21 protein-coding genes are annotated in these 25,706 nt (G+C 72.8%); 11 read left to right on the forward strand and 10 right to left on the reverse strand.

Annotated features, from left to right (window positions below):
• Nucleotides 1-117: 117 nt before the first annotated feature.
• The 3 genes from BM064_RS01735 to BM064_RS01745 all read left to right on the forward strand — a co-directional run bounded on the left by BM064_RS01735 (nt 118) and on the right by BM064_RS01745 (nt 3,705).
• Nucleotides 118-1,536 carry a leucyl aminopeptidase family protein gene (locus tag BM064_RS01735; RefSeq protein ID WP_092857194.1) on the forward strand — a complete coding sequence of 473 codons (1,419 nt, stop codon included), beginning with the start codon at nt 118-120 and terminating at the stop codon, nt 1,534-1,536.
• A gap of 139 nt (nt 1,537-1,675) precedes the next feature.
• Nucleotides 1,676-2,506, forward strand: a complete 831-nt coding sequence (locus BM064_RS01740; RefSeq protein ID WP_092857196.1) for a C40 family peptidase — start codon at nt 1,676-1,678, stop codon at nt 2,504-2,506.
• 5 nt (nt 2,507-2,511) lie between these two features.
• Entirely contained in the window at nt 2,512-3,705 is a 1,194-nt protein-coding gene (locus BM064_RS01745) for an aromatic amino acid transaminase (protein WP_092857198.1), read from the forward strand.
• A gap of 280 nt (nt 3,706-3,985) precedes the next feature.
• Here the strand turns inward: BM064_RS01745 and BM064_RS01750 are convergent, their stop codons facing one another.
• Nucleotides 3,986-4,648, reverse strand: a complete 663-nt coding sequence (locus BM064_RS01750) for a nitroreductase (RefSeq protein ID WP_092857200.1) — start codon at nt 4,646-4,648, stop codon at nt 3,986-3,988.
• Nucleotides 4,649-4,823: 175 nt separating this feature from the next.
• Here BM064_RS01750 and BM064_RS01755 point away from each other — a divergent pair, with 175 nt between their 5' ends.
• Together BM064_RS01755 and BM064_RS01760 are read left to right on the forward strand one after the other, a co-directional pair.
• A complete protein-coding gene (locus BM064_RS01755) occupies nt 4,824-6,101 on the forward strand; it encodes a lytic murein transglycosylase (protein ID WP_218160918.1) in 1,278 nt (425 codons plus the stop codon).
• Nucleotides 6,102-6,235: 134 nt separating this feature from the next.
• Complete coding sequence (locus BM064_RS01760) at nt 6,236-6,862, forward strand: LysE family translocator (protein WP_092857204.1); 627 nt, start codon at nt 6,236-6,238, stop codon at nt 6,860-6,862.
• A 107-nt stretch (nt 6,863-6,969) separates the two neighbouring features.
• Here the strand turns inward: BM064_RS01760 and BM064_RS01765 are convergent, their stop codons facing one another.
• Nucleotides 6,970-7,878 carry a LysR family transcriptional regulator gene (locus BM064_RS01765; RefSeq protein WP_092857206.1) on the reverse strand — a complete coding sequence of 303 codons (909 nt, stop codon included), beginning with the start codon at nt 7,876-7,878 and terminating at the stop codon, nt 6,970-6,972.
• A 245-nt stretch (nt 7,879-8,123) separates the two neighbouring features.
• Here BM064_RS01765 and BM064_RS01770 point away from each other — a divergent pair, with 245 nt between their 5' ends.
• Genes BM064_RS01770 through atzD form a run of 6 tightly spaced genes read left to right on the forward strand, consistent with a single transcriptional unit; the run spans nt 8,124 to nt 14,055 of the window.
• A complete protein-coding gene (locus BM064_RS01770) occupies nt 8,124-9,173 on the forward strand; it encodes an ABC transporter substrate-binding protein (RefSeq protein WP_092857208.1) in 1,050 nt (349 codons plus the stop codon).
• Complete coding sequence (locus BM064_RS01775) at nt 9,173-9,967, forward strand: SDR family NAD(P)-dependent oxidoreductase (protein ID WP_092857210.1); 795 nt, start codon at nt 9,173-9,175, stop codon at nt 9,965-9,967. The genes BM064_RS01770 and BM064_RS01775 overlap by 1 nt, the downstream gene beginning before the upstream one ends.
• An 8-nt stretch (nt 9,968-9,975) precedes the next feature.
• Nucleotides 9,976-11,394, forward strand: coding sequence for a dihydroorotase (locus BM064_RS01780; RefSeq protein WP_092857212.1), 1,419 nt, complete (start codon nt 9,976-9,978; stop codon nt 11,392-11,394).
• Entirely contained in the window at nt 11,391-12,206 is an 816-nt protein-coding gene (locus BM064_RS01785) for an ABC transporter ATP-binding protein (protein WP_092857214.1), read from the forward strand. The genes BM064_RS01780 and BM064_RS01785 overlap by 4 nt, the downstream gene beginning before the upstream one ends.
• The gene (locus BM064_RS01790; RefSeq protein ID WP_092857216.1) at nt 12,203-12,961 is read left to right on the forward strand and encodes an ABC transporter permease; all 759 of its coding nucleotides are present in this window, start codon (nt 12,203-12,205) and stop codon (nt 12,959-12,961) included. The genes BM064_RS01785 and BM064_RS01790 overlap by 4 nt, the downstream gene beginning before the upstream one ends.
• Nucleotides 12,961-14,055 (forward strand): cyanuric acid amidohydrolase, encoded by a 1,095-nt coding sequence (gene atzD / locus BM064_RS01795; RefSeq protein ID WP_092857218.1) that lies wholly within the window; start codon nt 12,961-12,963, stop codon nt 14,053-14,055. The genes BM064_RS01790 and atzD overlap by 1 nt, the downstream gene beginning before the upstream one ends.
• A gap of 394 nt (nt 14,056-14,449) precedes the next feature.
• Here atzD and BM064_RS01800 read toward each other — a convergent pair whose 3' ends face one another.
• The 8 genes from BM064_RS01800 to BM064_RS01835 all read right to left on the reverse strand — a co-directional run bounded on the left by BM064_RS01800 (nt 14,450) and on the right by BM064_RS01835 (nt 25,699).
• Nucleotides 14,450-16,759, reverse strand: a complete 2,310-nt coding sequence (locus BM064_RS01800; RefSeq protein ID WP_092857220.1) for a molybdopterin-dependent oxidoreductase — start codon at nt 16,757-16,759, stop codon at nt 14,450-14,452.
• Nucleotides 16,756-17,748 carry a LysR substrate-binding domain-containing protein gene (locus BM064_RS01805; protein ID WP_177236112.1) on the reverse strand — a complete coding sequence of 331 codons (993 nt, stop codon included), beginning with the start codon at nt 17,746-17,748 and terminating at the stop codon, nt 16,756-16,758. Before BM064_RS01805 ends, BM064_RS01800 begins: the two co-directional genes overlap by 4 nt.
• On the reverse strand, nt 17,736-18,842 hold the full coding sequence (locus BM064_RS01810; RefSeq protein ID WP_092857224.1) for an LLM class flavin-dependent oxidoreductase: 1,107 nt from the start codon (nt 18,840-18,842) through the stop codon (nt 17,736-17,738). Before BM064_RS01810 ends, BM064_RS01805 begins: the two co-directional genes overlap by 13 nt.
• 253 nt (nt 18,843-19,095) lie before the next feature.
• The gene (locus BM064_RS01815; RefSeq protein WP_092857226.1) at nt 19,096-20,499 is read right to left on the reverse strand and encodes an aminotransferase; all 1,404 of its coding nucleotides are present in this window, start codon (nt 20,497-20,499) and stop codon (nt 19,096-19,098) included.
• A gap of 10 nt (nt 20,500-20,509) precedes the next feature.
• Nucleotides 20,510-22,177, reverse strand: a complete 1,668-nt coding sequence (locus BM064_RS28275) for a dipeptide ABC transporter ATP-binding protein (RefSeq protein ID WP_092857228.1) — start codon at nt 22,175-22,177, stop codon at nt 20,510-20,512.
• A 2-nt stretch (nt 22,178-22,179) separates the two neighbouring features.
• The gene (locus BM064_RS01825) at nt 22,180-23,049 is read right to left on the reverse strand and encodes an ABC transporter permease (protein ID WP_092857230.1); all 870 of its coding nucleotides are present in this window, start codon (nt 23,047-23,049) and stop codon (nt 22,180-22,182) included.
• On the reverse strand, nt 23,046-24,092 hold the full coding sequence (locus BM064_RS01830) for an ABC transporter permease (RefSeq protein ID WP_092857232.1): 1,047 nt from the start codon (nt 24,090-24,092) through the stop codon (nt 23,046-23,048). Before BM064_RS01830 ends, BM064_RS01825 begins: the two co-directional genes overlap by 4 nt.
• Nucleotides 24,089-25,699, reverse strand: coding sequence for an ABC transporter substrate-binding protein (locus BM064_RS01835; RefSeq protein ID WP_092857234.1), 1,611 nt, complete (start codon nt 25,697-25,699; stop codon nt 24,089-24,091). Before BM064_RS01835 ends, BM064_RS01830 begins: the two co-directional genes overlap by 4 nt.
• Nucleotides 25,700-25,706: the final 7 nt, after the last annotated feature.

A 25,706-nucleotide genomic window follows, 5' to 3' on the forward strand; every position in this document is an offset into this window, starting at 1 on the left:
CCCGTCGCGCCGCCGCGGGGGAGGCGCAAGGCGCGCCCGCGGCAGGGCTTCCGCGCCCGGCGCCTTGCGCCCGCCCGCCGGCCCGCTAGGCTGCGGCGGCCGAACGAGAGGAACCTCATGACCGACCCCGCCCCCCTTCCGCGCGCCGACCGCCTCGTCGTCGGCGAGGCCTCCGACGCCCGCCCCCTGCGCCTGGTCGCCGCCGACGGGCTGGATCGGGCGCTGGGCGCGCTCGATCCCGCCCAGCGCGCCTGGGTCGAGGCCACGGGCTTCCGCGCGCGTCTGGGCCAGCTGTGCCTGGTCCCGGGGCCCGGCGGCGCGCCGGGGCTGGCGCTGTTCGGCCATGGCGACGCCGCCGCGCGCGCCCGCTCGCGCTTCGACCTCGGCCGCGCCGCCGCCGAGCTGCCCGAGGGAACCTGGCGGCTGGAGGCCCCCGAGGAGCACCAGGCCGAGGCCGCCCTGGGCTGGCTGCTGTCGCGCACCCGCTTCGACCGCTACCGCAAGGGGGCCGAGGCGAAGGACGTCCGCCTCGCCGTCCCCGAGACGCTGGACGCCGAGCGCCTGCACCGCATCGCCGACGGCGTCGCCCTGACCCGCTGGCTGATCGACACGCCCGCCAACGACATGGGCCCCGCCGAGATCGAGGCCGCCGCCCGGGCGCTGGCGGCCGAGCAGGGGGCCGAGGTCTCCTCCATCGTCGGCGACGCCCTGCTGGAGGCGAACTTCCCGCTGGTCCACGCCGTCGGCCGCGCCGCCGCCCCCGGCCGCGAGCCCAGGGTGATCGACCTGACCTGGGGCGATCCGGACGCGCCGAAGGTGACGCTAGTGGGCAAGGGCATCGCCTTCGACACAGGCGGTCTGAACCTCAAGCCCGGCGCCTCGATGGGGCTGATGAAGAAGGACATGGGGGGTGCGGCCAACGTGCTGGGCCTCGCCCGGATGGTGATGGCCCAGGGGCTGCCGGTGCGGCTGCGGGTGCTGGTCGCCTCGGCCGAGAACGCGGTCTCGTCGGCCTCGTTCCGGCCGGGCGACATCCTGACCTCGCGCAAGGGCCTGACGGTCGAGATCAACAACACCGACGCCGAAGGGCGCCTGGTGCTGGCCGACGCCCTGGCGCTGGCGGATGAGGAGTCCCCCGACGTGCTGCTCTGCTGGGCCACCCTCACCGGCGCCGCGCGGGTGGCGCTGGGCCCCGAGCTTCCGCCCTTCTTCACCGACGACCAGATCCTGGCGATGGAGCTGACCGACGCCTCCCACCGGGTGCGCGACCCGCTGTGGCGGATGCCCTTCTGGCCCGGCTACGAGGAGAAGATCGAGCCGGGCATCGCCGACCTCGACAACGCCCCCTCCGGCGGCATGGCGGGCGCGATCACCGCGGCCCTGTTCCTGCGCCGCTTCGTCGAGAACGCCCGCGCCTTCGCCCATTTCGACATCTACGGCTGGACCCAGAGCACCAGGCCCGGCCGCCCCAAGGGCGGCGAGGCGATGGGGGCCCGCGCCGCCTTCGCCGTGCTGAGCGACCGCCACAAGGCCTGATCCCGGGCCGCCGGCGGGGCGCGCCGAACCCGGCGCCCCCGCCCGGCCGCCCGGGCAGGCGCCGCCGCCTCGCCCTCCCGCGCGGGGCGGCTCCCCCAGGATCGCCGGGCCTCCCGCCCGGCCGGATGCGAGAGACGCCATGGCCGCCTACGATCCCCGGCTGACCCCCGCCCGCCCCGACCTCGCCGCCGAGGCCCTGCGCGGCCGCGTCGAGGCCGAGCGTTTCGCCGCCCCCACGCCGATGCAGGTCGCGGCCGCCTCCACCCCGCTGTTCTCGCGCCCCGGCGCGAAGGGCTACGCCTCCGAGCTGCTGATGGGCGCGGGTTTCGACGTCTACGAGACCGCCGACGGGCTCGCCTGGGGGCAGGCTGCGCGCGACGGCTACGTGGGCTACGTGGCGGCCGGGGCGCTGGCGCCCGCCGGCCCCGCGCCCACCCACCGGGTCCGCGCGGTGCGCTCGACCCTCTACCCCGCGCCGGACATCAAGACGGTTCCGCGCGCCACGCTGTCGATGAACGCCCGCCTGCGCGGCCGGATCGAGGGCGAGTTCCTGGTCTGCGCCGAGGGCTGCGTGCCCGCCGTGCATGTCTGCGCGGTCGACGCCGCCCAGGCCGACTGGGTCGCGGCGGCCGAGTCCTTCACGGGCACGCCCTACCTGTGGGGCGGGGGCACGGCGGCGGGCATCGACTGCTCGGGGCTGGTGCAGGCGGCGCGCTGGGCGGCGGGGTTCGACTGCCCGCGGGATTCCGACATGCAGGCGGCGCTGGGCCAGCCCGTCGCGCCCCAGACCCTGATGCGCGGGGATCTCGTGTTCTGGAAGGGCCACGTCGGGATCATGCTTGACTCCGAGACGCTTCTGCATGCCAACGCCCATCACATGGCCTGCGCGGTGGAGCCGCTCGCCCAGGCCGTCTCCCGGATCGGGGCGGGCGACGCGGGCCCCCCCACCGGCTTCCGGCGGCTGGACTGAAAGCGATGTTCGAGACCCTTCCCAAGGCCGAGCCCGACGCCATCCTGGCCCTGATGGCCCGGTTCCGCGAGGACCCCAGGACCGACAAGATCGACCTCGGCGTCGGCGTCTACCGCGACGAGACCGGCGCCACCCCGATCTTCCGCGCGGTGCAGGCCGCCGAAGAACGCCTGGTCGCCGCCCAGACCACCAAGACCTACGTCGGTCTTCCCGGCGACCTCAAGTTCTGCCGCCTGCTGGGCGAGGAGCTGCTGGGCCGGCCCCTGGCGTCCGAAAGCGCCATGGTGCAGGCGGCCGGCGGCTCCGGCGCGCTCTACATCCTCGCGGCCTTCATCCGGCGCGCGGCGCCGGCGACGCGGGTGTGGCTGCCCACGCCCACCTGGCCCAACCACCCCAACCTGTTCCGGGGCGCGGGGCTGGCCCTGGGCGACTACCCCTGGCTCGACCGCGCCGGCCGGGCGCTGGACTTCGCCGCCGCCGCCGAGGCGCTGGAGAAACTGGGGCCGGGCGACGCGGTCCTGCTGCACGCCTGCTGCCACAACCCAACCGGCGTCGACCCGACGCCCGAGCAGTGGGCCGAGATAGGCGCCATCGCCGCGCGCCGCGGCTGGCTGCCGGTCTTCGACATGGCCTACGCCGGCTTCGGCGACGACTGGGAGCGGGACTGCGCCGGAATGCGCACCGTGATCGGACGGGTCCCCGAGGCGCTGATGGCCGCGTCCTGCTCGAAGAACTTCGGCCTCTACCGGGAGCGGGCGGGCGCGGTCTACGCCCACACCGCCGAGCCCTCGCGCCGGCAGGCGGCGCAGGACGGGCTCGAGGCGGTCACCCGCATGGTCTACTCGATGCCCCCCGACCACGGCGGCGCCCTGGTGCGCGCGGTGCTGGAGGACGCGGACCTCGCCGCCGACTGGCGGGCCGAGCTGACCGCGATGCGCGAGCGCATCAACGCCAACCGCCGGGCGCTGGCCGAGGCGCTCGCCGCCCGTCCCGGCGGCCAGGGCTGGGGCTTCATCGCCGAGCAGCGGGGGATCTTCTCCCTGCTGGGCCTCGACCGCGCCCAGGTGGATCGCCTGCGCGAGGTGCACGGCGTCTACGCCGTGGCCGGCGGCCGGGTGAACGTGGCCGGCATGCGGATCGGGGACGCCGACCGCGTCGCCGCCGCGCTTCTCGACGTCGCAGGCAGCCCGGCCGGCTGAGGGCGCAGGCGCCGCGTCGGGCGTCCCGCCTGCGGGCACGTCCGGCCCGCGGCGCGGCGGCGGGCGCGGCGCCTCCGGGCGCCGTCTCCTGCGGCGGGGGGCAGGGCGGTCCCTGCAGGCGGGCCTTGGGACGGCGTTTCGCCCGCCGCCGGCCCGCGCGCGGGCTCGGGGGGCGGGTTCGGCGCCCGCGTCGGCGCCGCGCGGCGCTCGGGCGCGAGCCGGGCGCCGCGAGAGCGGCCGGGGGCGAGGCGTCGTCGCCCCGCCCCCGGCCGGCGTCGCCTTACAGGAAGCGCAGCCACTCATCGGTGGGCGCGCGATCCGCGCGGAGCCGGTTCACCGGATGCGCCTGGTCGATCTTGCCGATCGACAGGCCGCAGAACAGCATCGTCTGCGGATCCGCGTCCACGAACCTGTCGATCAGCGTGTAGAACCGCCCCCAGGCCTCCTGCGCGCAGGTGTCGTAGCCCTCCTCCTGGAAGAGCAGCATCGCGGTCTGCAGGTACATGCCCAGGTCCGACCACTGCGGCGCGCCCATCTTGCGGTCGACGTGCACGAACAGCGCCGCCGGCGCCCCGAAGAAGCGGTAGTTGTTGGCGAACCACTCCAGCCGGCCGGCCTTGTCCGCCCGCTCGATCCCCAGGAGGTTGTACATCGCCTCGCCCACCCCGAAGCGGCGCGAGCGGTAGGGCTCGTGCAGGTTCGGCGGGTAGACGTCGTATTCCATCTCGTCGGGGCCCTCGCTCTCCATCTTCGCGGCCACCCGGGCGCGCAGATCGTCGAGCTTGTCGTCCTGCACCACCGTGATGATCCAGGGCTGGAGATTGCCGCCCGAGGGCGCGCGCGCGGCGCGGGTCAGCACCCGCTCGATCACCTCGCGCGGGACCGGGTCCTTGAGGAAGGCGCGGGCCGAAATCCGCCGCTCCACCGCTTCGCTGACTTTCATGGACGTCTCCTCCAATCGCTGCGCGCCGTCCCGATTCCGCTGGGCGGTCGCGCTTGTCCCGCGCACCCTCGCCTTTTTTCGGCCCCCGGCTCAAGATACCGTTCGCGGGACGAGAGCAGATGCGCGGCGACGCCCCTCACGACGAAGGGACGCCCGCGCGGCAGGCGGAGGCATGATGTCCCGAACCCGAACCCCGCGAATCCTCACGGGCGCGATCCTGGCGGCCGCCGTGGGCGGCTGCGCCTCGGCCGAAGGGCCGCGGAGCGTCGAGAGCCAGCCCCCCTCGCGCCCCTCGGCGCAGGCGGCGGCGCCCACGCCCGCCCCGACCCCGGCCGATTTCGAGAGCTGGAAGCGCGGCTTCCGCGGCAAGGCCCTGGCCCAGGGCATCCGCCCGGACGTCTTCGACGCCGCCTTCCGGGGCGTGGGCGTCAACGCCCGGGTGCTGGAGCTCGACGCCTACCAGCCCGAGTTCTCCCGCCCGATCTGGGAATATCTCGACAGCGCCGTCTCCGACACCCGCGTCGCCACCGGGCGCGAGAAGCTGGCCGAGAAGCGCGCCATGCTCGACGGGATCGAGGCGCGCTACAACGTCGACCGCCAGTACGTCCTGGCGATCTGGGGGCTGGAGAGCGCCTTCGGCGCCAACTACGGCTCGATCCCGGTGATCGAATCGCTCGCGACCCTGGCCTACGAGGGCCGCCGCCGCGACTTCGCCGAGGAGCAGCTGATCTCCGCGCTGCGCATCCTGCAGGCGGGCGACATCACGCCCCAGCGGATGGTCGGCTCCTGGGCCGGCGCGATGGGCCACACCCAGTTCATCCCCACCAGCTTCGAGGCCTATGCCGTCGACCATGCCGGCGACGGGCGGCGCGACCTGTGGTCGGCGGACGCCGAGGACGCGCTGGCCTCGACCGCCAACTACCTCGCCCGCTTCGGCTGGACCATGGGCCAGCCCTGGGGGATGGAGGTGCGCCTGCCCTCGGGCTTCGACTTCGCGCAGACCGGCGCGACCCGCCCGACCTCGGCCTGGGCCGCGATGGGCGTCGCGCCCTACGGCGGCGGGTCGCTTCCCGACCATGGCGAGGCGGTGATCGAGGCGCCGGCGGGCGCGAAGGGCCCCGCCTTCATCACCTGGAAGAACTTCAGGGTGATCAAGCGCTACAACAACTCGACCTCCTACGCGCTGGCCGTCGGGCTGCTGGGCGACCGGATCACCGGCAAGCCCGGTGTGCAGGCTCCCTGGCCGCGGGGCGACAAGCCCCTGTCGCGCAGCCAGAAGATCGAGATGCAGGAGCGGCTGACGGCGATGGGCTTCGACACCAAGGGCGTCGACGGCATCATCGGCCCCGACACCCGCGACGCGATCCGCGCCTTCCAGCGCACCCGGGGCATGACCCCCGACGGCTACGAGAACGCGGCCCTCCTCGACGCCCTGCGCGCCGCCGGAGGCTGATCCCGGCCCGGCCCGCCGCCCCCTTCGGGCGGCGGGCCCGGAGCCGTGGCCCGGTCCGCCCCTCTCGCCTGCGCCCTTGAACGCCCCGCCGCCGCGTGTCTTTGCTGCCGCGAGGCGGATCGGGAGAACGGGCGATGGATCTCGGAGTTTGGCTGGCCTTCGCGGCCGCGAGCGCGGTGCTGGTGGCGATCCCCGGCCCCACGGTGCTGCTGGTGGTGGGCTTCGCGCTGGGCGAGGGCCGGCGCTCGGTCCCTCCGGCGACGGCGGGCGTGGCGCTGGGCGACCTGATCGCGACCTCGGTCTCGCTGGCGGGAATGGGGGCGGTGCTGGCGGCCTCCGTCACGCTCTACACGGCGGTGAAATGGGTCGGCGCGGCCTATCTCGTCTGGCTCGGCGTGAAGATGTGGCGCGGGGCCGGAGGCGCCGAGGCGGGCCGGGCGCTCGCCCGACGCGCGCCCACCCGCGCGCGCATGTTCCGCCAAGCCTTCCTGGTGACGCTCCTGAACCCCAAGGGCCTGGTGTTCTTCGTGGCCTTCGCCCCGCAGTTCATCGACCCCGCCGCCGGCTACGCCCGCCAGGCCGCGATCCTGGTCGCGACCTTCACCGTGCTGGGCGCGGTCAACGCCGTGCTCTGGGGCCTCGCCGCCGGCGAGATGCGCGCCCGCGTCGCCCGCCCCGGGGTGATGGCCTGGATGGCGCGCATCGGCGGCGCCGGCCTGGTCGGCGCCGGGGCGCTGACGGCGCTGAGCCGTCGCGCCTGAGGCGCGCCGAGGCGTCGCGCCTGAGGCGCGCAAAGGCGTCGCGCCTGAGGCGCGCCGAGGCATATCCGGCCTGAGGCGCGCGACGTCGTGGGGCGCCTGAGGTCGGCTCACCCCATCCCGAACCGCTCCTCCAGCCGACGCGTCACCTGGTCGGCGAAGCGGGCGGCGGCGACCGACAGGGTGCGGCCCTTGAGCTGGCCGAAGTAGAGCGAGCCCGCGTGCACGTCGCGCGCCGCGACGGGGACGCTGGTCACGCCCTCGCCGGCGCCGGCGCGCGGCGCGCCCACGTCGATCTGGAAGGCGATGGTTCGGCTGCGGGCGACGTGGGCCTTGAGATACTCGAAACTGTTGCTCTCCAGCTCCGGCGTCGCCGAGAAGCCCCGCGCGGCCAGCGAGCGCTCGATCAGCATCCGCCCGCCGAAGGCGCGGGTGGGGAGCGCCAGCGGGTATTCCAGGCACTCGCGCAGGCGAAGCTCGCCGCGCCCGGCCAGCGGGTGGTCGGCGGCCATCATCGCCCGGATCGGCTGGGGCACGGCGATCAGGATCTCGAACGGCGGCGGGCCGGCGGCGTCGAAGACCAGCGCGAGGTCCACCAGGTACGCCTCCAGCGCGCCCGAGGCCGCGCCATGCTCCTGCACCATCACCTCGAATCTCACCGCGGGATAGAGCGCCGAGTAGCGCCCGATCTCTTCGGGCAGGAAATAGGGCGTCAGCGCCTGGGAGCAGGCGACCGAGACATGCCCCCGCCGCACCCCCGTCAGGTCCGCCAGCCGCGAGCGCAGCCGGTCGGTCTCGGCGAGCTGCTGGCGCACGTGGTGGATGGCGAGCTCCCCGGCCGCGTTCAGCCGCACGCCGTGGGGGAGCCGCTCGAAGATCGGCTCGCCCAGCTCCTCCTCGAAGGCGATCAGCCGGCGCTGCACGGCCGAGGCGGTGATCGCCATCGCCTCCGCCGCGCGCCGGATCGAGCCGAGCCGCGCGACCTCGTCGATCAGGCGGAAGGTGGTCAGGTGCTTCATGAGGTCCTCCGGACGGAACGGGCGCGGGCGGAGCCGCCGACCTGCGCCCGCGGCAGGCGGCGAGAGGCCCCGGGTCAAGCCCGGGGCATGGGGCGCCCAGGGTCGCCTGCGGCGCGTTTTCGGCAACGGCCTCCCGCAAAATGAGCACGAGACGGCAACGCCCTGCAACGGCAGACTGCGCCCCGATCAGAAGGCCGGAGCCCGCCGGCCCCTCCCTCGCAGCATTCCGACAGACGGAGCCCCCGATGACCCTCACCCGCCGGACCCTCCTTCGCCGCACGGCCGCCCTCGGCGGCGCCGCCGCGGCCGCCTCGCTGTTCTCGCCCGCCCTCGTCCGCGCCCAGACGCCTGTGCGCATGGTGCTCAACTGGCGCTACCAGGGCCCGCAGGCCTGGTTCTTCCTCGCCCAGGACCGCGGCTACTTCGCCGACGCGGGCATCGAGATGATCATCGACCAGGGCAACGGCTCGGGCGCCGCGGTGGGCGCGGTCGCCTCGGGCTCTTACGACGTGGGCTTCGGCGACGTGAACGCGCTGATCCAGCTCGCGGCGACCAAGCCCGAGGAGGCGCCGATCTGCGTCTACCAGATGTACAACAAGCCCCCCTTCACCGTCGGCGTGATGGCCGACAGCGGCATCGAGACGGCGAAGGACCTCGAAGGCAAGGTGCTGGGCGGCGCCGCGAACGACGGCGCGCTGAAGCTGTGGCCGGCCTTCGTGAAGCTGGCGGGGATCGACGATTCGGGCGTCGAGATCACCAACTTCGCCCCCAACCTGCGCGAGCAGATGCTCAAGGGCCGCCAGGTCGACGGCGTCTTCGGCTACGTCAACACCATCCGCTTCTCGGCCAAGCTCTCGGGCATGGATCCCGACAAGGAGATCCGGTTCATCAACTACGGCGACTACGGGATGGACCTCTATTCCAACGGCATGATCGTGCCCAAGAAGATGGCGCAGGAGCAGCCCGAGCTGGTCGCCGGCATGGTGGCCGCCATCAACAAGGGCATCGCCGACACGCTGGCGGACATGGACGCCGGCATCGACGCGGTGGCCGAGCGCGAGCCCCTGATCAACAAGGCGATCGAGAAGGAGCGCCTGATCGCCACCCTGCAGGACGAGATGAACCACCCCGAGATCGCCACCGTCGGCCTCGGCGACGTGGACACGGCGCGCTTCGACACCGCCATCGGCATCGTGGTCGACGCCAACGGCCTGCCGCGCACGCCGGACCGCTCGGAGATCTTCACCGACGCGTTCCTGCCGCCGATGTCCGAGCGGATCACGAAGCTGCTCTGATGGACCTGATGCTGAACGGCCTGCGGGTCGCGATCACCGGCCCCGCCAAGGGCATGGGCGCCGCGATCACGCTGGCCTTCGCGGAGGAGGGGGCGGACCTCGCCCTCTTCGCCCGCGACGTCGCCGCCGTGGCGCCCGTCGCCGAAGCCGCCCGCGCCAAGGGCGTGCGGGCCGAGATCCTCCCCTGCGACGTCACCGACGCCGCCCGGGTGGAAGCCGCGGTGGCCGAGGCGCAGGAGGCGCTGGGCGGCGCCTTCGACGTTCTGGTCAACGTCGCCGGCGGCTCCGGCCCCATCGGCAAGACCGGGGTGGAGACCTCCGCCGCCGAGTTCGACGAGATCGTGCATCTCAACATGCGCGGCCCCTTCAACATGATCCACGCCGTGGCGCCGGGCATGATCGCGCGGGGCTCCGGCCGGATCGTCAACGTCGGCGGCACCTTCGGAATGCGCGGCCGGGCGATGCGGCTGGCCTATTCGTCCTCGAAATGGGGGCTCCGCGGCATCACCAAGAGCTTCGCCCTCGAACTCGGCCCCCACGGCATCGCCGTGAACACGGTCGCGCCCGGCATGGTCGACGGCCCGCGCTTCCGCGACAAGGTGGTCCCCGACGTCGCCGCCCGCCATGGCATCTCCGAAGACGAGGCCTTTGCCCTGCACGCCTCCGACTACGCCCTTCGCCGGATCTCCACCGACCGCGACGTGGCCGACGCCGTCCTGTTCCTCGCCTCCGACCGGGCCCGCCAGATCACCGGCGCGGACCTCGCCGTCGACGGCGGCTGGGCGGCCCTGTGAGCAAGAGAATGACCGCTGACCTGATCCTGACCGGGGGCCTCGTCGTCTCCGAGACCGCCGTCGACCGCGCCGACGTGGCCATCAAGGACGGCGAGATCCTCGCCGTCGGCGCCCCCTCGGCGATGCCCGAGGCCGCCGAGACCGTGGACGTGAGCGGCCTCCACCTCCTCCCCGGCGCCATCGACGTGCACGTGCACTTCCGCGACCCCGGCTACACCCACAAGGAGGACTGGGAGAGCGGCGCCGCCGCCGCCGCCATGGGCGGCGTGACCACGGTCTTCGAGATGCCCAATACGGTCCCCTCGACCTCCACCCCCGAGGCGCTCTTCGACAAGGCGACCATCGCCGGCTCCAAGTCCTGCGTCGACTTCGGCCTCTACGCCCTGCTGGGCGAGGAGACCCTGGACCGCGTCCAGGCCCTCGCCGACGCCGGCGCCAACGCCTTCAAGCTCTACATGGGCAACACGTTCGGCAATCTCCCCAGCCCCTCGACGGGCGCGATGCTGGAGTGCTTCGAGAAGGCGGCGCTGACCGGCCTGCGCGTCTCGCTCCACGCCGAGACCGCCTCGATCATGGCCCGCCGTGAGGCCGCCCTGTCGGCCGCCGGCCGCACCGCCCCCCTCGACCACATCCTCGCGAGGCCGGAAGTCGTCGCCATCGAGGCCGTCGCCCGCGCCGCCATCCTCGCCGAGTGGACCGGCGCCCGCATCCACATCCTGCACATCTCGTCCAGCGGCGAACTCCGCCCCCTCGCCGAGGCCAAGGCCCGCGGCGTGGACGTCACCGGCGAGACCTGCCCCTGCTACCTGTTCCTCGACTCCTCGGACTACGAGCGGCTGCAGGGCGCGATCCGCGTGAACCCCCCGGTGCGCGAGAAGAAGGACAGCCTCGGCATCCTCGCCGCCCTCAAAGCGGGCGTCGTCGACATGATCGCCACCGACCACGCCCCGCATACGCCGGAAGAAAAGCTGCGCCCCAACATCTGGGACGTCGACTGCGGCTTCCCGGGCGTCGAGACCCAGATGCCCCTGATGCTGACCCGGGTGGCGGCGGGCGACTACTCGATCATGGACTACGTGCGCATGTCCGCCGGCGCCCCCGCCCGCAGCTTCGGCCTGTGGCCGACGAAGGGCCGCATCGCCCCCGGCGCCCATGCCGACATCGCCTGCGTCGACCTCTCCCGCCGCGAGACGATCCGCGCCGCCGACCTGCACTCCCGCTCCCGCATCACCCCCTTCGAAGGGACCGAGACCGTGGGCGCCCCCGTTCACACCCTGGTCCGCGGCGCCTTCGTCCAGCGCGATCGCAAGCTGGTCCCCGGGATGCAGGGCCACGGCCGCCAGGTCACCGACATCCAGCGCATGCCCGCGCCCGCGCCGCGCAACGTCGAGCTCTCGCTCGCCCACCTGACCGGAGGCGCCCCATGACCCCCCTGGTGCATTTCGACGAGGTCTGCGTCGAATACGACGCGGGCAGGGAAAAGACCCTCGCCCTCCAGCCCACCACGCTCGAAGTCGCCAAGGGCGACTTCATCGCGCTGGTCGGCCCATCGGGCTGCGGCAAGTCCACGATCCTGAAGCTGGCCTCCGAGCTCCTCGCCCCCACCGCCGGCCACATCTTCTTCGCCGGCCGCGAGCTGGGCGCCGAGCCGGTGCGCGTCGGCATGGCCTTCCAGTCGGCCAGCCTCCTGCCGTGGCTCTCGATCCGCGACAACGTCATGCTGCCGCTGAAGATCGTGCCCCCGTTCCGCGAGCACTACCGCGCGAAACGCAAGGGCGAATACCGCGACCGGGTCGACGCCCTGCTGGCCCAGGTCGGCCTGCTGGACTTCGCCGACAAGAACCCCTGGCAGCTTTCGGGCGGCATGCAGCAGCGGGCCAACCTGTGCCGCGCGCTGGTCCACGACCCCGACCTGCTGCTGCTGGACGAGCCCTTCGGCGCCCTCGACCAGTTCACCCGCGAGGAGCTGTGGTCCACCCTGCAGGACCTGTGGATGGCCCGCGGCTCGACGGTCCTGCTGGTCACCCACGACCTGCGCGAGGCGGCGTTCCTCGCCAACCGCATCTGCGTGATGTCCGCCCGCCCCGGCCGGATCATCGAGGACCGCCAGGTCACCACCCCGCGCCCCCGCCAGATCTCCCAGACCTTCCGCCCCGAGTTCGTCTCGATCGTCGAGCAGCTGCGCGAACTGATCGTGCACGCCCCCGCCGCTCCGCAGATCCCGGAGGCCGCCCAGTGACCCCCCTGCAGAGAAAATTCGCCTCCGCCGCCCTGATCGTCGGCGTCTTCGCGTTCTGGGAGCTGGTCTGCCTGATCTTCGGCATCTCCGACCTGGTGCTGCCGCGCCCGAGCCAGATCCTCTCGACCTTCATCGAGTACGCTCCGGCCATCTGGCCCCACGCCTGGCAGACGCTCTACACCACCATGGTCGGCTTCGTCTTCGGCGTGGCGATCGGGCTGGCGCTGGGGGTGCTGATCGGCTCCTCGAAACTGGCCTTCGACACCGCCTACCCCCTGCTGGTGGGCATTTCCTCGATCCCCAAGGTCGCCGTGGTCCCGATCTTCGTGCTGTGGTTCGGCGCGGGCACGGTCCCCGCCATCCTCACCGCCATGATCATCTGCATTTTTCCAATTGTGGTGAACGTGGCGACCGGCATCGCCACGGTCGAACCCGAGCTGGAAGACGTGATGAAGGCGATGAAGGCCTCGAAACGCGACATCCTGTGGAACGTCGGGCTGCCGCGCTCGATGCCCTACTTCTTCGCTTCGCTGAAGGTGGCGATCACGCTGGCCTTCGTGGGCTCGGTCATCGCCGAGACGGTCGCCTCCAACAAGGGCATCGGCAACATGATGATGATCGCCTCCTCGATGTTCAACGTGCCGATGGTCTTCGCTGGGCTCCTGGTGCTGTCGGTGCTGGGCGTCGCCCTCTATGCCATCTTCTCCCTGATCGAGCGCCGGGTCGCCGGCTGGGCGATGCGGAAGGGCTCCTGATGGCGCGCGAGACCCGCATCCACCGCTTGTCCATGTCGGGCCCCGAGGACGTCTCGGCGATCCTCGCCCGCATCGGCCGGGGCGAGATCGCCCCCGCCGCCATCCGCGCGATCCTCGGCAAGACCGAGGGCAACGGCTGCGTCAACGATTTCACCCGCGGCTACGCGGTGGCCTCCCTGAAAGCGGCCCTCGCGCCCCTCGTCCCCCCGGGCGCGCTGGACCGGATCTCGATGGTCATGTCGGGGGGCACCGAGGGCGGCCTCTCCCCCCACTGGCTGGTCTTCGAGGAGATCGCGACCGACGCCCCGGCCGGCCCCCCCGCGCTCGCCATCGGCGTGGCGCGCACGAGGGCGCTGGCGCCCGCCGAGATCGGCCGCGTCGCCCAGGCGGAGCTGGTGCGCGAGGCGACGCTGGAGGCCATGGCCGAGGCGGGGATCGCCGACACCGCCGCCGTGCACTACGTGCAGGTCAAATGCCCCCTGCTGACCGCCGAGCGGGTGGCGCACGCCGGCGGGCCGTCTGCGGTGGCGACCACCTCGATGATCAAGAGCATGGGCCTCTCGCGCGGAGCCTCGGCGCTGGGCATCGCCCTGGCGCTGGGCGAGATCGAGCCGCAGGTCCTGACCGACGCCGCCATCGGCGACGACTGGTCCTTGTGGAGCGGTCGGGCCAGCTGCTCCGCCGGGGTGGAGCTGGAGGACTGCGAGGTCGCGGTGCTGGGCCTCTCCGACGCCTGGTCCGGGCCGCTGCGCATCGCTCACGGGGTGATGGCCGACGCAATCGACGCGCCGGCGGTGGCCGACCTGCTGGCGGGGTTCGACCCCGCCTTCCGCGCCCAGCTGAGCCCTGCGGGCCGCGACCGCTTCGTGGCCCTGCTGGCGAAGGCCGAGGCCTCGACCGCCGGGACGATCCGGGGGGCGCGGCACACAATGCTGGACGACAGCGACATTTCTTCGACGCGCCATGCGCGGGGCTTTGTCGGCGGGATGCTGGCGGGGCTGACCGGGACGACGGAGCTGTTCGTCTCGGGCGGCGCCGAGCACCAGGGCCCGGACGGCGGCGGCCCCTGCGCGGCGATCTGGCGCGAGGGCTGAACGGCCTTTCCACGAGCGGACGACAGGCGCCCTGCGGGCGGGCTTGGCTGGGTCGGCGCCCGGGGCGGGCCTTCGGGAGGTTTCCGGGCCGCCGGCTGCGCGGCGGCCGGGGGAGCGCCGCGTCGGGCGGCGCGCCCGTGGCGCGGCTCCGCCCGCGGCGCGGGGCGGGCGGCGGCGCCTGGGGCCAAGGGGCGCCCGGCGTCGGCGCTGCAGAGGACCCGTGCCGCAGGCGCCTGGCGGCGGCCGCCCTCGGGACCGCGCCGGCGGGGAGACGGTCCCGCCAGGCGCCTGCGGCGACCGCGCCGCGCAGCGCGACGGCGCAGCCGGGCGCCCGGTTGCGTGCGGCGCCTGCGCGGCGGCCGCGGCCGGCGCAGGGCCGGCCGCTTCGGGCGCGTCAGGCCTCGCGGGCGATGAAGACCGGCGGGTCGAAGACCTCGACGCGGGGGACCGGACCCGTGAACGCCTCGACCTCCACCAGGCACGACTGGGCCGAGCAGCCCTGGCCGAGGCGCGAGGTGCCCTCGTCGCGGGTCAGCACGTTGGGGTTGCCATGGCGCTCCAGCCCGTCGGGCCCCGGGTCGAACATCGCCCCGGTGGGCAGGCGCACCACGCCCGGCATGATCTCGTCCGAGACCCGCAGCCCCGCGAGGCAGGCGCCGCGGGCGTTGAAGACGCGCACCACCGAGCCGTCCTCGAGCCCCCGCGCGGCGGCGTCGGCGGGGTTCATCAGGAGCTCCGCCCGGTCGTGGATCTTGGCCTTCTGCGAGACCGAAGAGCCGTCGAGCTGGCTGTGCAGCTTGTCCGCAGGCTGGTTGGAGAGCATGTGCAGGGGCCAGTCCCCCGCCTTGCCCAGCCACTCCTTCGGCTCGATCCACACCGGGTGGCCCGGGCAGTCGTCGTAGCCGAAGCCGGCGATGGTCTCGGAGAAGAGCTCGATCTTCCCCGACGGCGTGCCCAGCTTGTTGGCCCGCGGATTGTGCCGGAAGTCGGCGTAGAGGTCGAAGACGTCCGCGGGCTCGGGCACCTTGAAGTAGCCCATCTCGCGGAACGTGTCCCAGTCGGGCGTATTCACCCCGCGCACGGCCAGCGCCGCCGAGGTCTGGCCCCAGAGCTTGCGCAGCCAGCCCTCGACGTCGAGGCCCTGGTGGAAGTCCTCGCCCCCGCCCAGCCGGTCGGCGAGGTCGGAGAAGATCGCGAAGTCGTCGCGCGCCTCGCCCACGCTCACGGCCTTGGCGACCGAGAGGATCCACGGATCGCGCGAGGAGCCCGCGTAATCGTCCCGCTCCAGCGGCGTGGTGGCGGGCAGGACGATGTCGGCGTGGCGCGCGGTGCCGGTCCACCAGGGCTCGTGCACGATCACCGTCTCGGGGCGCTGGAAGGCCTTTCGCAGGCGGTTGAGGTCCTGGTGATGGTGGAACGGGTTGCCGCCGGCCCAGTAGACGAGGCGGATGTCGGGGAAGGTCATCTCCTGCCCGTCGTACTCGAAGGTCCCGCCAGGGGTCAGCAGGCAGTCGGCGACGCGGGCGACGGGGATGCCGAGGCTCCCCTCCGAGCGCGGCGTGGGCATCCCGAAGAGCGGCGTCGAGACCTTGGGTTGGCCGAAGCCCCCCGTCGAGCCGTAGCCGAAGAACACGCCCCCGCCGGGCAGCCCCACCTGGCCCAGCACCGAGGCGAGCGCCACCAGCGCCCAGAACGGCTGCTCGCCATGGTCCTGGCGCTGCAGGGACCAGGTGGCGGTCAGCATCACCCGCTTGCCGATCAGGTCCTCGCCCAGCGCCTGGATCTCGGCGGCCGGAACGCCGGTCTTCTCCGCGGCCCAGGCGGGGGTTTTCGCAATCCCGTCCACGTCGCCGCGCACGTAGGCGAGCACGCGGTCCGCGCCGACGGTGTACTTGTCGAGGAAAGCCCGGTCCTCGGCGCCCTTGTCCTGCACCACCCAGATCAGCGCCAGGATCAGCGCGCAGTCGGAGTTGGGGCGCACCGGCAGCCACTCGGCCTCGATCGGCGCCACGTCCGAGCGCAGCGGCGAGACGTTGATCACCTTGGTCTTCGCCTGGCCGAGGATGCGCACCACGTTCTCGAACCCGTGCGCGCCGAAGCCGCCCGACTGCACCTTCCAGTTCTTGCGGCAGAGCCCGCCGAAGGCCACCAGCCGGTCGCAGTTGGCCGCGATCGAGCGCCAGTCGCTCCCCGCCCCCCAGATCGCCTCGTTCGAGCCCAGCACGTGGGGCAGCAGGGTCATCCCCGCGCCGTAGGAGTAGTTGGTGACCTGCGTCGTGCAGCCCCCGATCGACCACATGAACCGCCGGGTGAGGTTCTGCGCGTTGTGCAGCCGCCCGCCCGAGGCCCAGCCGTAGGAGCCGCCGAACAGCGCCTCGTTGCCATGGGTCTTGCGGATGCGGTCGAGCTCGCCCGCCACCATCTCCAGCGCCTCGTCCCAGGGCACCTCGTGGAACACGTCCTCGCCCCGCACGCCCTCGGGAACCATCCGGCCGTCCCGCTCGGCCCGCTTCAGCCAGCCCCGGCGGACCGAGGGGCGCATGACGCGGGAGCCGGCGTGCACCATCTCCGGCCAGGCGTGGATCGACTCGTCGGGGTGGGGGTCATGCTCGAACGGGGTCACCGAGACGAGCTTTCCGTCCTCCACATGCGCGGTGAAGGCGCCGGTGTGGAAGGCGGATCGGAAGCTCTGGCGGACGGTCATTCGGGGGCTCCATCGAGGGGGGCGGATGCGGGGGCGAGGTCGTGGCGGGAGATCGACTCGGCCGCCTCGGCCAGCAGCCACTCCCTTACCGCGCGGATGCCGGGCTTGTCGCCCAGCTCCGGCGAGGAGAGGACGTGATAGCCCTCGTCGACCCGGATCGCGGTGGGATGCGCGCGCGCGAGGCGGCCGGAGCGGATGTCCCGCTCGACCAGGAAATGCGAGGCGAGGCAGATGCCCTGGCCGTGGGCCACCGCCTCGAGCATCAGGGCGGCGTCGTTGTAGAGCTGCCGGGGCCCGAGCGCGTCGAGCGGCAGGCCCGCGCTCTCCAGCCAGTAGGTCATGGGGATGAACTGGCGCACGTGCAGGAAGGGCACCGAGGCGAGCCGGCGGCGCGAGATCCGCTCGCCCCCCTCCAGCAGCTCCGGCGCGCAGACCAGGCAGTGGGGCTCGGAGCCCAGCAGCTCCGCCCGCATCCCCGGGAAATCGGCGCCCCAGCGGATCGCGACGTCGACGTCCTGGCGGGCGAAATCGACGGGCTCGTCGGAGGCGAGGAGCGTGATCTTCACCCGCTCCTCCCGCGCCATGAAGTCCCGCAGCCGCGGCGTCAGCCAGCGCATGGCGATGGCGGGCGTGGCCGAGATCGTCACCACCGCCGGCTTGTCGGGGTCCGAGACCTGGGCGCAGGCGGAGGTGAGGATGAACAGCGCCTCGCGCACCTGGCCCGCCAGCTCCGCGCCTTCGCGGGTCAGCTCCACCCGCCGGGTCAGGCGGCGGAACAGGCGGATCTCGAGGAACTCCTCCAGGTGGCGGATCTGCTGGGAGACGGCCGAGGGCGTCACGCACAGCTCCTCCGCCGCCAGGCGGAAGGAGGCGTGGCGGGCCGCGGCCTCGAACACCCGGAACAGGTTGAGCGGAGGCAGGCGGGGGCTCGGCGCGCCCCGCTCGGGGCCGCCGTCCGCGCCGGAGGAGCCGCCGCTCAGCCCCGCCACGCCGCGAGCGCGGGCGCGTGGCCCGGCAGGGGGGCGGGCTCGCCGGCGTCGACGAGCGGGGCGAGCAGGGGCAGGACCTCGGTCCCGAAGCGTTCCAGCGAGGCGAGGGTCTCCTGCCGCCCGATCCCGGCCAGGCCCATCATGCAGCACAGGTGGGTCGGGCGCAGGGCGGTCAGTTCGGTCGCCAGTCTCTCGGCGCAATGCTCGGCGGGGCCGATCACGGCGGTCTCCAGGAAGTCGTCCAGCGGCGGTTCGTCGTTCAGGGGCATCAGACGCACGAACGCCCCATCCTTGTCCAGCGCCGCGGCGCCCAATGTGTGATAGGCCCGCGCGAAATCGCGCACGCAGGCGGCAGCGAGCTCGGCCTGCGCCCGATCTTCGGTCACATAGACGAAGCGTTGCACCGCCAGCGGCATCGTCGCCGGATCGCCGCCGCCCTCGGCCCAGGCGGCTTCCAGCCCCGCGCGGGCGGCCAGCGCCGGCGCCAGCCCCCGGTGCCCGAAGCCGATGAAGGGCGTGTGCCCGCCCCGCGCCGCGCGGCGCACCACCTCCGGCGCGCGGGAGGCGACGAAGATCTCGGGCGGGGCGAGGCCGAAGGGGCGCATCGAGAGCTCGGTGGGCTTCACCGCGTAGTGGACGCCCGAGTGCTCGACCCGCCCCGTGGTCAGCCCCTGTTCGAGGATGTCCCAGATCTCCAGCATCCGGGCGTGCTTCTCGGCCGGGTCGATCCCGAAGCGGTCGAACTCGTAGGGCTGGTAGCCCGCCCCCAGCCCCAGCGCCAGCCGGCCGGAGGCGAGCAGGTCGGCCAGCGCCACCTCCTGCACCAGCCGCAGCGGGTTGTGGAACGGCAGCGCCAGCACCGCCGGCCCCAGCCTTATGCGCGCGGTCTGGCCCGCCAGATGGCTGACCATCATCAGCGCATTGGGGCAGATCGAGTGGTTGGTGAAATGGTGTTCGGCGAACCAGGCGATGTCGAAGCCGAAGTCCTCGGCCATCTTCACCGCGTCGACGGTGGTGCGCAGGACCGCCACCGGGGCCGAGGTCCGGTCCCGCAGTCCCATCAGGTTGAAGAGGCCCAGCTTCGCCCGTCTCATTCGCGCCTCATCCGCGTCTCCGCCGCATCGCCGTCCGTCCCCGCCCCGCCGCGCTCGCCCTCGCCCGGGGTCCGCGCGTCCCTCGCCCTCCGCGGGCGCCCCGGACCTGATCCGGGGCCTCTCGCGGCCCGCCCCCCGCGCCTGCGCCGGCGGCGAGCGCCGCGCCCGCCGTCGCGCCGGCGGCCAGGAGGCCCCGGGTCAAGCCCGGGGCGCCCGTGGGGCCGGCCGCGTCGCGTCGCCTCCGCCGGGGGCGTCAGGCGGCGGGCGCCAGCCCCTCGGCGGTCAGCGCGTCGAGCGTCTGGTCGAGGGTCCGGCGGAACAGGCCGGCCATCTCCTCGACCTGCGAGGGCGTGATGATCAGCGGCGGCGTGAAGCAGATGCGGTCGCCCGAGGCGCGCACCAGCAGGCCGTTCGCCATCGCCCGCTCCTGCACCCGCGTCCCCACCTTCGCCTCCGGCGCGAACTGGACCCGCCGCGCGCGATCGGCCATCAGCTCGACCCCCGCGATCAGGCCCACGCCGCGCACGTCGCCGACCAGCGGATGATCCATCAGCCCCTCCAGCGCGCCCAGGAAGGCGGGCGAGACCTCGGCCGCGTGCTCGAACACGCGGTCCTCCTCGTAGATCTCCAGCGTGCGCCGCGCGACCGCGCAGGCCACCGGATGGGCGGCGAAGGTGAAGCCCATGGAGAAATTCCCCAGCCGCGCCGACTGCTCCAGCAACGCCTGGTGGATCTCCTCGGAGATCATCAGCGCCGAGATCGGCTGGTAGCTCGCCGACAGCGCCTTGCCGCAGCTCACCATGTCCGGCCGGATCGCGTAGGTGTCCGAGCCCCAGGGGTTCCCGGTGCGCCCGAAGCCGCAGATCACCTCGTCGGCGATGAACAGGACGTCGTACTTGCGCAGCACCGCCTGGATCTTCTCGAAGTAGGTCCGCGGCGGCGTCAGCGCCCCGCCGCCGCCCTGCACCGGCTCTGCGAAGAAGGCCGCCACCGTCTCCGGCCCCTCGGCCAGGATCAGGGTCTCCAGGTCCTCGGCCATGCGGGTGGCGAAATCCTCCTCGCTCTCGCCCTCCTCATGGAAGCGATACCAGTGGGGGAAGGAGGTGTGCAGGAAGCGGTCCGAGATCGGCAGGTCGAACTCGCGATGCATCCCCGGCATCCCGGTCAGCGAGGCCGCCGCGATGGTGCAGCCATGATACCCCATCTGCCGGCCGATGATCTTCTTCTTCTCCGGCCGCCCGCGCAGGTTGTTCACGTACCACGCCAGCTTGATCGCGGTGTCGTTGCACTCCGACCCCGAGCAATGGAACAGCACTTTCGACAGCGGGTTCCCCGGCCGCCCGGCAGGCGCCATCGCCAAGAGCTTCTCCGCCAGGTCCACCGCCGCCAGATGGCCCCGCGAATGGAACGTGTGGTAATAAGGAAGATCCTGCATCTGGGCGTAGGCCGCCTCGGCCAGCCGCTTCTCGGAGAAGCCCAGCGAGGCGGACCACATCCCCGCCATCCCCTCCAGATACCGCTTCCCGTCCTCGTCGAAGACATAGACGCCGTCGCCGCCGGTCATCAGCGTCGCCCCCGTCTCGCGCATCCCCGAGAGCTCGGTCTGCTGGTGGACGATGGTCGCGAGATCGCGGGCGCGGTTCGAGTTGGGCAGCATGGGGCCTCCGTCAGTCGTCCTTCAGCGCGTCCAGCGAGGGGACGGCCGCCAGCAGGGATCGGGTGTAGGGATGGTCGGGCGCGGTGAAGAGCTTTTCCGTGGGCGCCGCCTCGACGATGCGGCCCGACTTCATCACCAGCGTGTCGGCGCACATCATGCGCACCACGTTCAGGTCGTGGCTGACGAAGAGATACGCCATGCCCAGCTCCCGCCGCAGCCGCTCCAGCAGGTGCAGCACGACGGCCTGCACCGAGACGTCCAGCGCCGCCGTCGGCTCGTCCAGCACCATCAGCTTCGGCTCGAGGCACACCGCCCGGCCGATGCCCACGCGCGCCTTCTGGCCGCCCGAGAGCTGATGCGGCAACCGGTCCAGCAGCGCCTGCGGGAAGCTGACCAGGTCGGCGGTCTCGCGCACCTTGGCCTCCAGCGCGCGGCCCCGCAGGCCGCCGAGGCGGCGCAGGGGGTCCGCGATGCACTCGCGGGCGGTGAACCGGGGGTTGAGGCTGTCGGTCGGGTCCTGGAACACCAGCTGGATGTCCGAGCGGCGGGGCGAGCGGTGGAAATCCTTCTCCGCCGTCGCCGCCAGGTCCTGCCCGTCGAAGACGATCGCGCCGGCGTCCGCATCCAGCAGCCGGCACACCAGCCGCGATGTCGTGGATTTTCCGGATCCGCTCTCCCCCACCAGCCCCAGGCTCTGCCCCGCGTTCAGCGTGAACGAGACCCCGTCGACGGCCTTGGCGCCATTCCCAAAGTCCTTCTGGAGGCCGACGACCTCCAGCAGGTGCGGCCGCCCGATGGTGGGCGCGGGCGCCGCGGGCAGGGCGGGCAGGGCGCCCGGCGGGACCAGGTCCTCGATCCGCGCGCCGCGCGTCGGCGAGGCGGCCACCAGCCGCTGGGTGTAGGGATGCCGCGGGGCCAGGAAGATCCGCCTGGGCAGGCCGGTTTCCACCAGCAGCCCCTGCTCCATCACCGCGACGCGCCCGCAGTATTCCGCGGCCATGGCGAGGTCGTGGGTGATCAGGACCATGGCCATGCCCCGCTCGGCGATCAGGCCGGCCAGCAGGTCCATCACCGACTTCTGCGTGGTGGGGTCGAGGCCGGTGGTCGGCTCGTCCGCGATCAGAAGCTTCGGGTTGCAGGCCAGCGCCACCGCGATCATCGCGCGCTGGCACATGCCGCCCGAAAGCTCGTGGGGGTAGGCGCGGGCCTGCGCCTCGGGCCGGGGGAATTTTACATCGGCCAGCAGGGCGATCGCCCGCTCGCGCGCCTGCGCCTTCGACACCCGCTCATGCGCCCGGATCGCGTCCGCGATCTGGTCCCCGACCGCCCGGATCGGGTTCAGCGCCGCCCGCGGATTCTGAAAGATCATCGAGATCACCGCGCCCCGGATCGGCCGCAGCATCCCGCGCGAGGCCCGCGTCACGTCCTGCCCCGCGATCCGCACCTTCCCGCCCGCGATCCTCCCGTTGCGCTCCAGCAGCCCCGCGGCGGCCAGCATGGTCACGGTCTTGCCCGAGCCGCTCTCGCCCACCAGCCCCAGCACCTCGCCGGGGGCGACGGAGAGCGACACGCCCTTCACCGCCTCGCTCTCGCCGCCGCGGCCGGAGAAGGCGATGCGCAGGTCCTCGATCTCGAGGATCGGGCGCAGGGCGGCCTCGGCCTGGACTTCGGGGGACATCTTCACGGGCGGGTCCTCGGGTCCAGCAGGTCGCGCAGGCCGTCGCCGGCGAGGTTGAAGCACAGCACCGAGATCGTCAGCGCCAGCCCCGGGAAGGCCACCAGCCACCATTTGCCGGAGGTGATGTAGGTCGCCCCCTCGGCCACCATGATCCCCCACTCGGGCGTCGGCGGCTGCACGCCCAGGCCGATGAAGCTCAGCCCGGCGGCGTTGATGATCGCCCAGCCGAGGTTCAGCGACAGCTGCACGGCGAGGATCGGCAGCACGTTGGGCAGCAGGAAGCGCAGCACCGCCTGCGGATGCGAGGCGCCGGCCAGCCGCGCCGCCTCGACCCAGCCCGCGCCGCGGCGCGCATTCACCTCGGCCCGCACCACGCGGATGTAGAAGGGCAGGTTGATGACCGCGGTGGCGATGACGATGTTCACCGCCGAGTTCCCCAGCGCCGCCACCAGCGCCATCGCCAGCACGAACAGCGGGAAGGCCATCATCACGTCGACGATGCGCCCCACCACCCGATCCAGCCGCCCCCCGGCATAGCCCGAGAACGCCCCGATCACCGAGCCGACCAGCCCCGAGACCGCCACCGCCGCCACCGCGATCGTGAGGTCCAGCCGCGACGCCCAGATCAGGCGCGAGAACACGTCCCGCCCGATCTGGTCCGTCCCCGCCCAGTTGGTCGCGGAGGGCGGCGACAACGCGGGCCCGGTCCCCGACTGCAGCGGATCGAAGGGCGCGATCCAGGGCGCGAAGATCGCCACGCAGGCCAGCAGCGCGGCCCCGATCAGCGCGATCAGCGTCACCGGGTTCTGCCTCAGCACCCAGAAGGCGGCGCCAAGCCGAGAAGGGGCGCGAGGGTCCGAAGAAACGCTCATGACAGGCTCACCCGCGGGTCGATGACGGCGTAGAGCAGGTCCACCACCAGGTTCACGAAGACGAAGATGGTCGCCATCAGCAGAACGAAGCCCTGCACCGGCGCATAGTCCGAGGCCATCAGCGCATCCAGCGCGTAGCGCCCCACGCCGGGCCAGGAGAAAACCTTCTCCACCAGCACGTTGGCCCCGAGCATGGTCGAGAAGATCGACCCCGACACGGTCACCACCGGGATCAGCGCGTTGCGCAGCGCGTAGGTGACGATGACCTTCCAGCGCGGCAGGCCCACGGCATCGGCGGTCCTCACGAATTCCGAGGTCAGCACCGCCAGCATCGAGCCGCGCGTGATCCGGGCCAGCGGGGCGATGGTGAACAGCGCCATGGTGCAGGCGGGCAGGACCAGTCGGCTCAGCGAACTCCACCACGTGTCCCAGTCGCCGGCCAGCAGGCAGTCGATCAGCAGGAAGCCGGTGACGGTCTCGGGCGGGAAGGCGAAGATGTCGAGCCGCCCCGTCGGGTCCGGCGCCCAACCCAGCCAGTAATAGAAGATGTAGATCAGCAGCAGCCCCGAGACGAAGGTCGGCAGCGACACGCCCGCAGAGCAGATCACCCGCACCCCGTGGTCGAAGACCGACCCCGGCCGCAGCGCCGCCAGCACGCCCGCGGGCACCGCGATCGCCACCGCCAGGAACAGCCCGGCCAGAGTCAGCTCCAGCGAGGCCGGCAGCCGCTCCACCAGGTCGTCCACGACGGGCCGCCCGGTGGTCATCGCGGTCCCGAAATCCCCGGTCGCGAGGTCGCGCAGATAATAGAGGAACTGCATCGGCAGCGGGTGGTCGAGCCCCATCCGCTGCCGCACGATCTCCAGCTCCGCCTCGCCGGCGGTGGGGGAGGAGACGAAGAAGCTCGCCGGGTCCCCGGGCAGCACCCGCATCAGGATGAAGGTCAAGGCCAGCACCCCGAAGAGCGCCGGCAGGGCGGAGAGCAGACGCCCCCCGACCCCCTTCAGCGCCGACAGCGCCCCCCGGGAACCCGCCGCGCTCATGCCCGGTCCAGGGTCCGGAAGTCCGGGCCGAAGTGATACCACATGGTGTAGCCCGTCACGCCCTCGGCCATCGCGGCCTTGGTGGTGGGCTTCCACAGCATCACCATCGGCGTCTCCTCGAACGCCAGAGACACCAGCTTCTTCGTCATCTTCTCGTATTCCGCCGCATCGGCCTCGTAGCGGGCCACGGGCAGGATCTCGGCCACCTCCGGGTTGGCCCAGCTCGAGAAATTCCAGCGGCTGTCGCCGTTGAGGAAGATCCGGAAGAAGTAGTCGGGCGAGGGCAGCAGCGCCAGCGAGCGCTCCAGCAGCATCGGCGCGGTCTTGGCGGTGACGATCTCGGCGTACTGGGCGTCGGGGGTCTTCTGGATCTCGACGGTGATGCCGATCTTCGCCAGCGCCTCCTGGATCAGGGCCGCGGCCGGGTCGAAGTCCCCCGCCTTGCCGACGGTGTAGTAGAGGGGGACGGTGAGGCCGGCGTGGCCGGCTTCCTCGACCATCGCCTTCGCCGCCTCGATGTCGACGGTGTAGGGCATCGGCTGGGGGAACACGCCCGTCTCCGGCTCGCCCTCCCAGGTCCCGTCGTAGAGCTTCAGGCCCTGGCCGTTGGCGGCCGTCTCGAAGATCTGCTCGTAGGGCAGGGCCATCGAGATCGCCTTGCGCAGCTTCGGATCGTCGAAGGGCGCCATCTGGGTGTTGAACACCAGCGCCGCGAAGCCCGAGGGCTGCGGGGTCTGGATCACCTTCACCCCGTCCGCGGCCTCAAGCACCTCGAGATCCGTGGGCGAGAAGTCGAGGCACAGGTCCGCGTCGCCCTTCTGCAGCAGCGTGGCGCGGGTCGAGGCCTCGGGCACGCCCTGCACGATCACGCGGGCGAAGCCGGGCAGGGGGCCGCCGGTCCAGGCCTCGTTGCGGGCCAGCACCACCTGGGCGCCGTCGGGGGACATACGCTCGACCGTGTAGGCGCCCGAGGCGGCGGCGTTGGTGCGCAGCCACTCGATCGCCCAGGGGTCCGCCTCGGTCGCGTTGGCCTTCGCCAGCGTCGAGTTGATCATCGGCGCGAGATACATGGCGAGGTTGGGCAGCGCGAGACGGTCGGCCTGGGGCAGCGTCACCGTCACCGTGGTCTCGTCCACCACCGCGATCTGGTCGGGCGAGGTGATCGAGCCCGAGGCGAGCTGGCTCTTCGACATCGTCTCGGCCGAGACCGCGCGGTCGAGCGACCACTTCACGTCCTCGGCCGTCACCGGCGAGCCGTCATGCCACTTCGCCGCCGGATCCAGCGTGAAGGTCAGCACCAGCCCGTCGTCGGAAATGGAAAAACTCTCGCACAGCTCCGGCTCGATCACGTCGAAGTCGAACTCGAAGCCGCCGCCCGGCGCCTCCTTGCGGCCGAAGCGCACCAGGCGGTCGTAGACGTTGCAGCTCAGCGCCAGCGAGGCGCGGCTGCCGGTCAGGTCGCCCGCCGTCAGCGCGGTCCAGACCGAGCCGTGGACGAAGCGCAGCGTCTCCTCGCGCGACTGCGCGAGCGCGAATTTGGGCAGGCTGGCGGCGGCGGTCGCTGCGGCCGCGGCCATCAGCACCTGGCGTCGGTTGAACTCGGTCATGGGGCCC

Source organism: Albimonas pacifica (assembly GCF_900113695.1).
Taxonomy (GTDB): Bacteria; Pseudomonadota; Alphaproteobacteria; order Rhodobacterales; family Rhodobacteraceae; genus Albimonas; species Albimonas pacifica.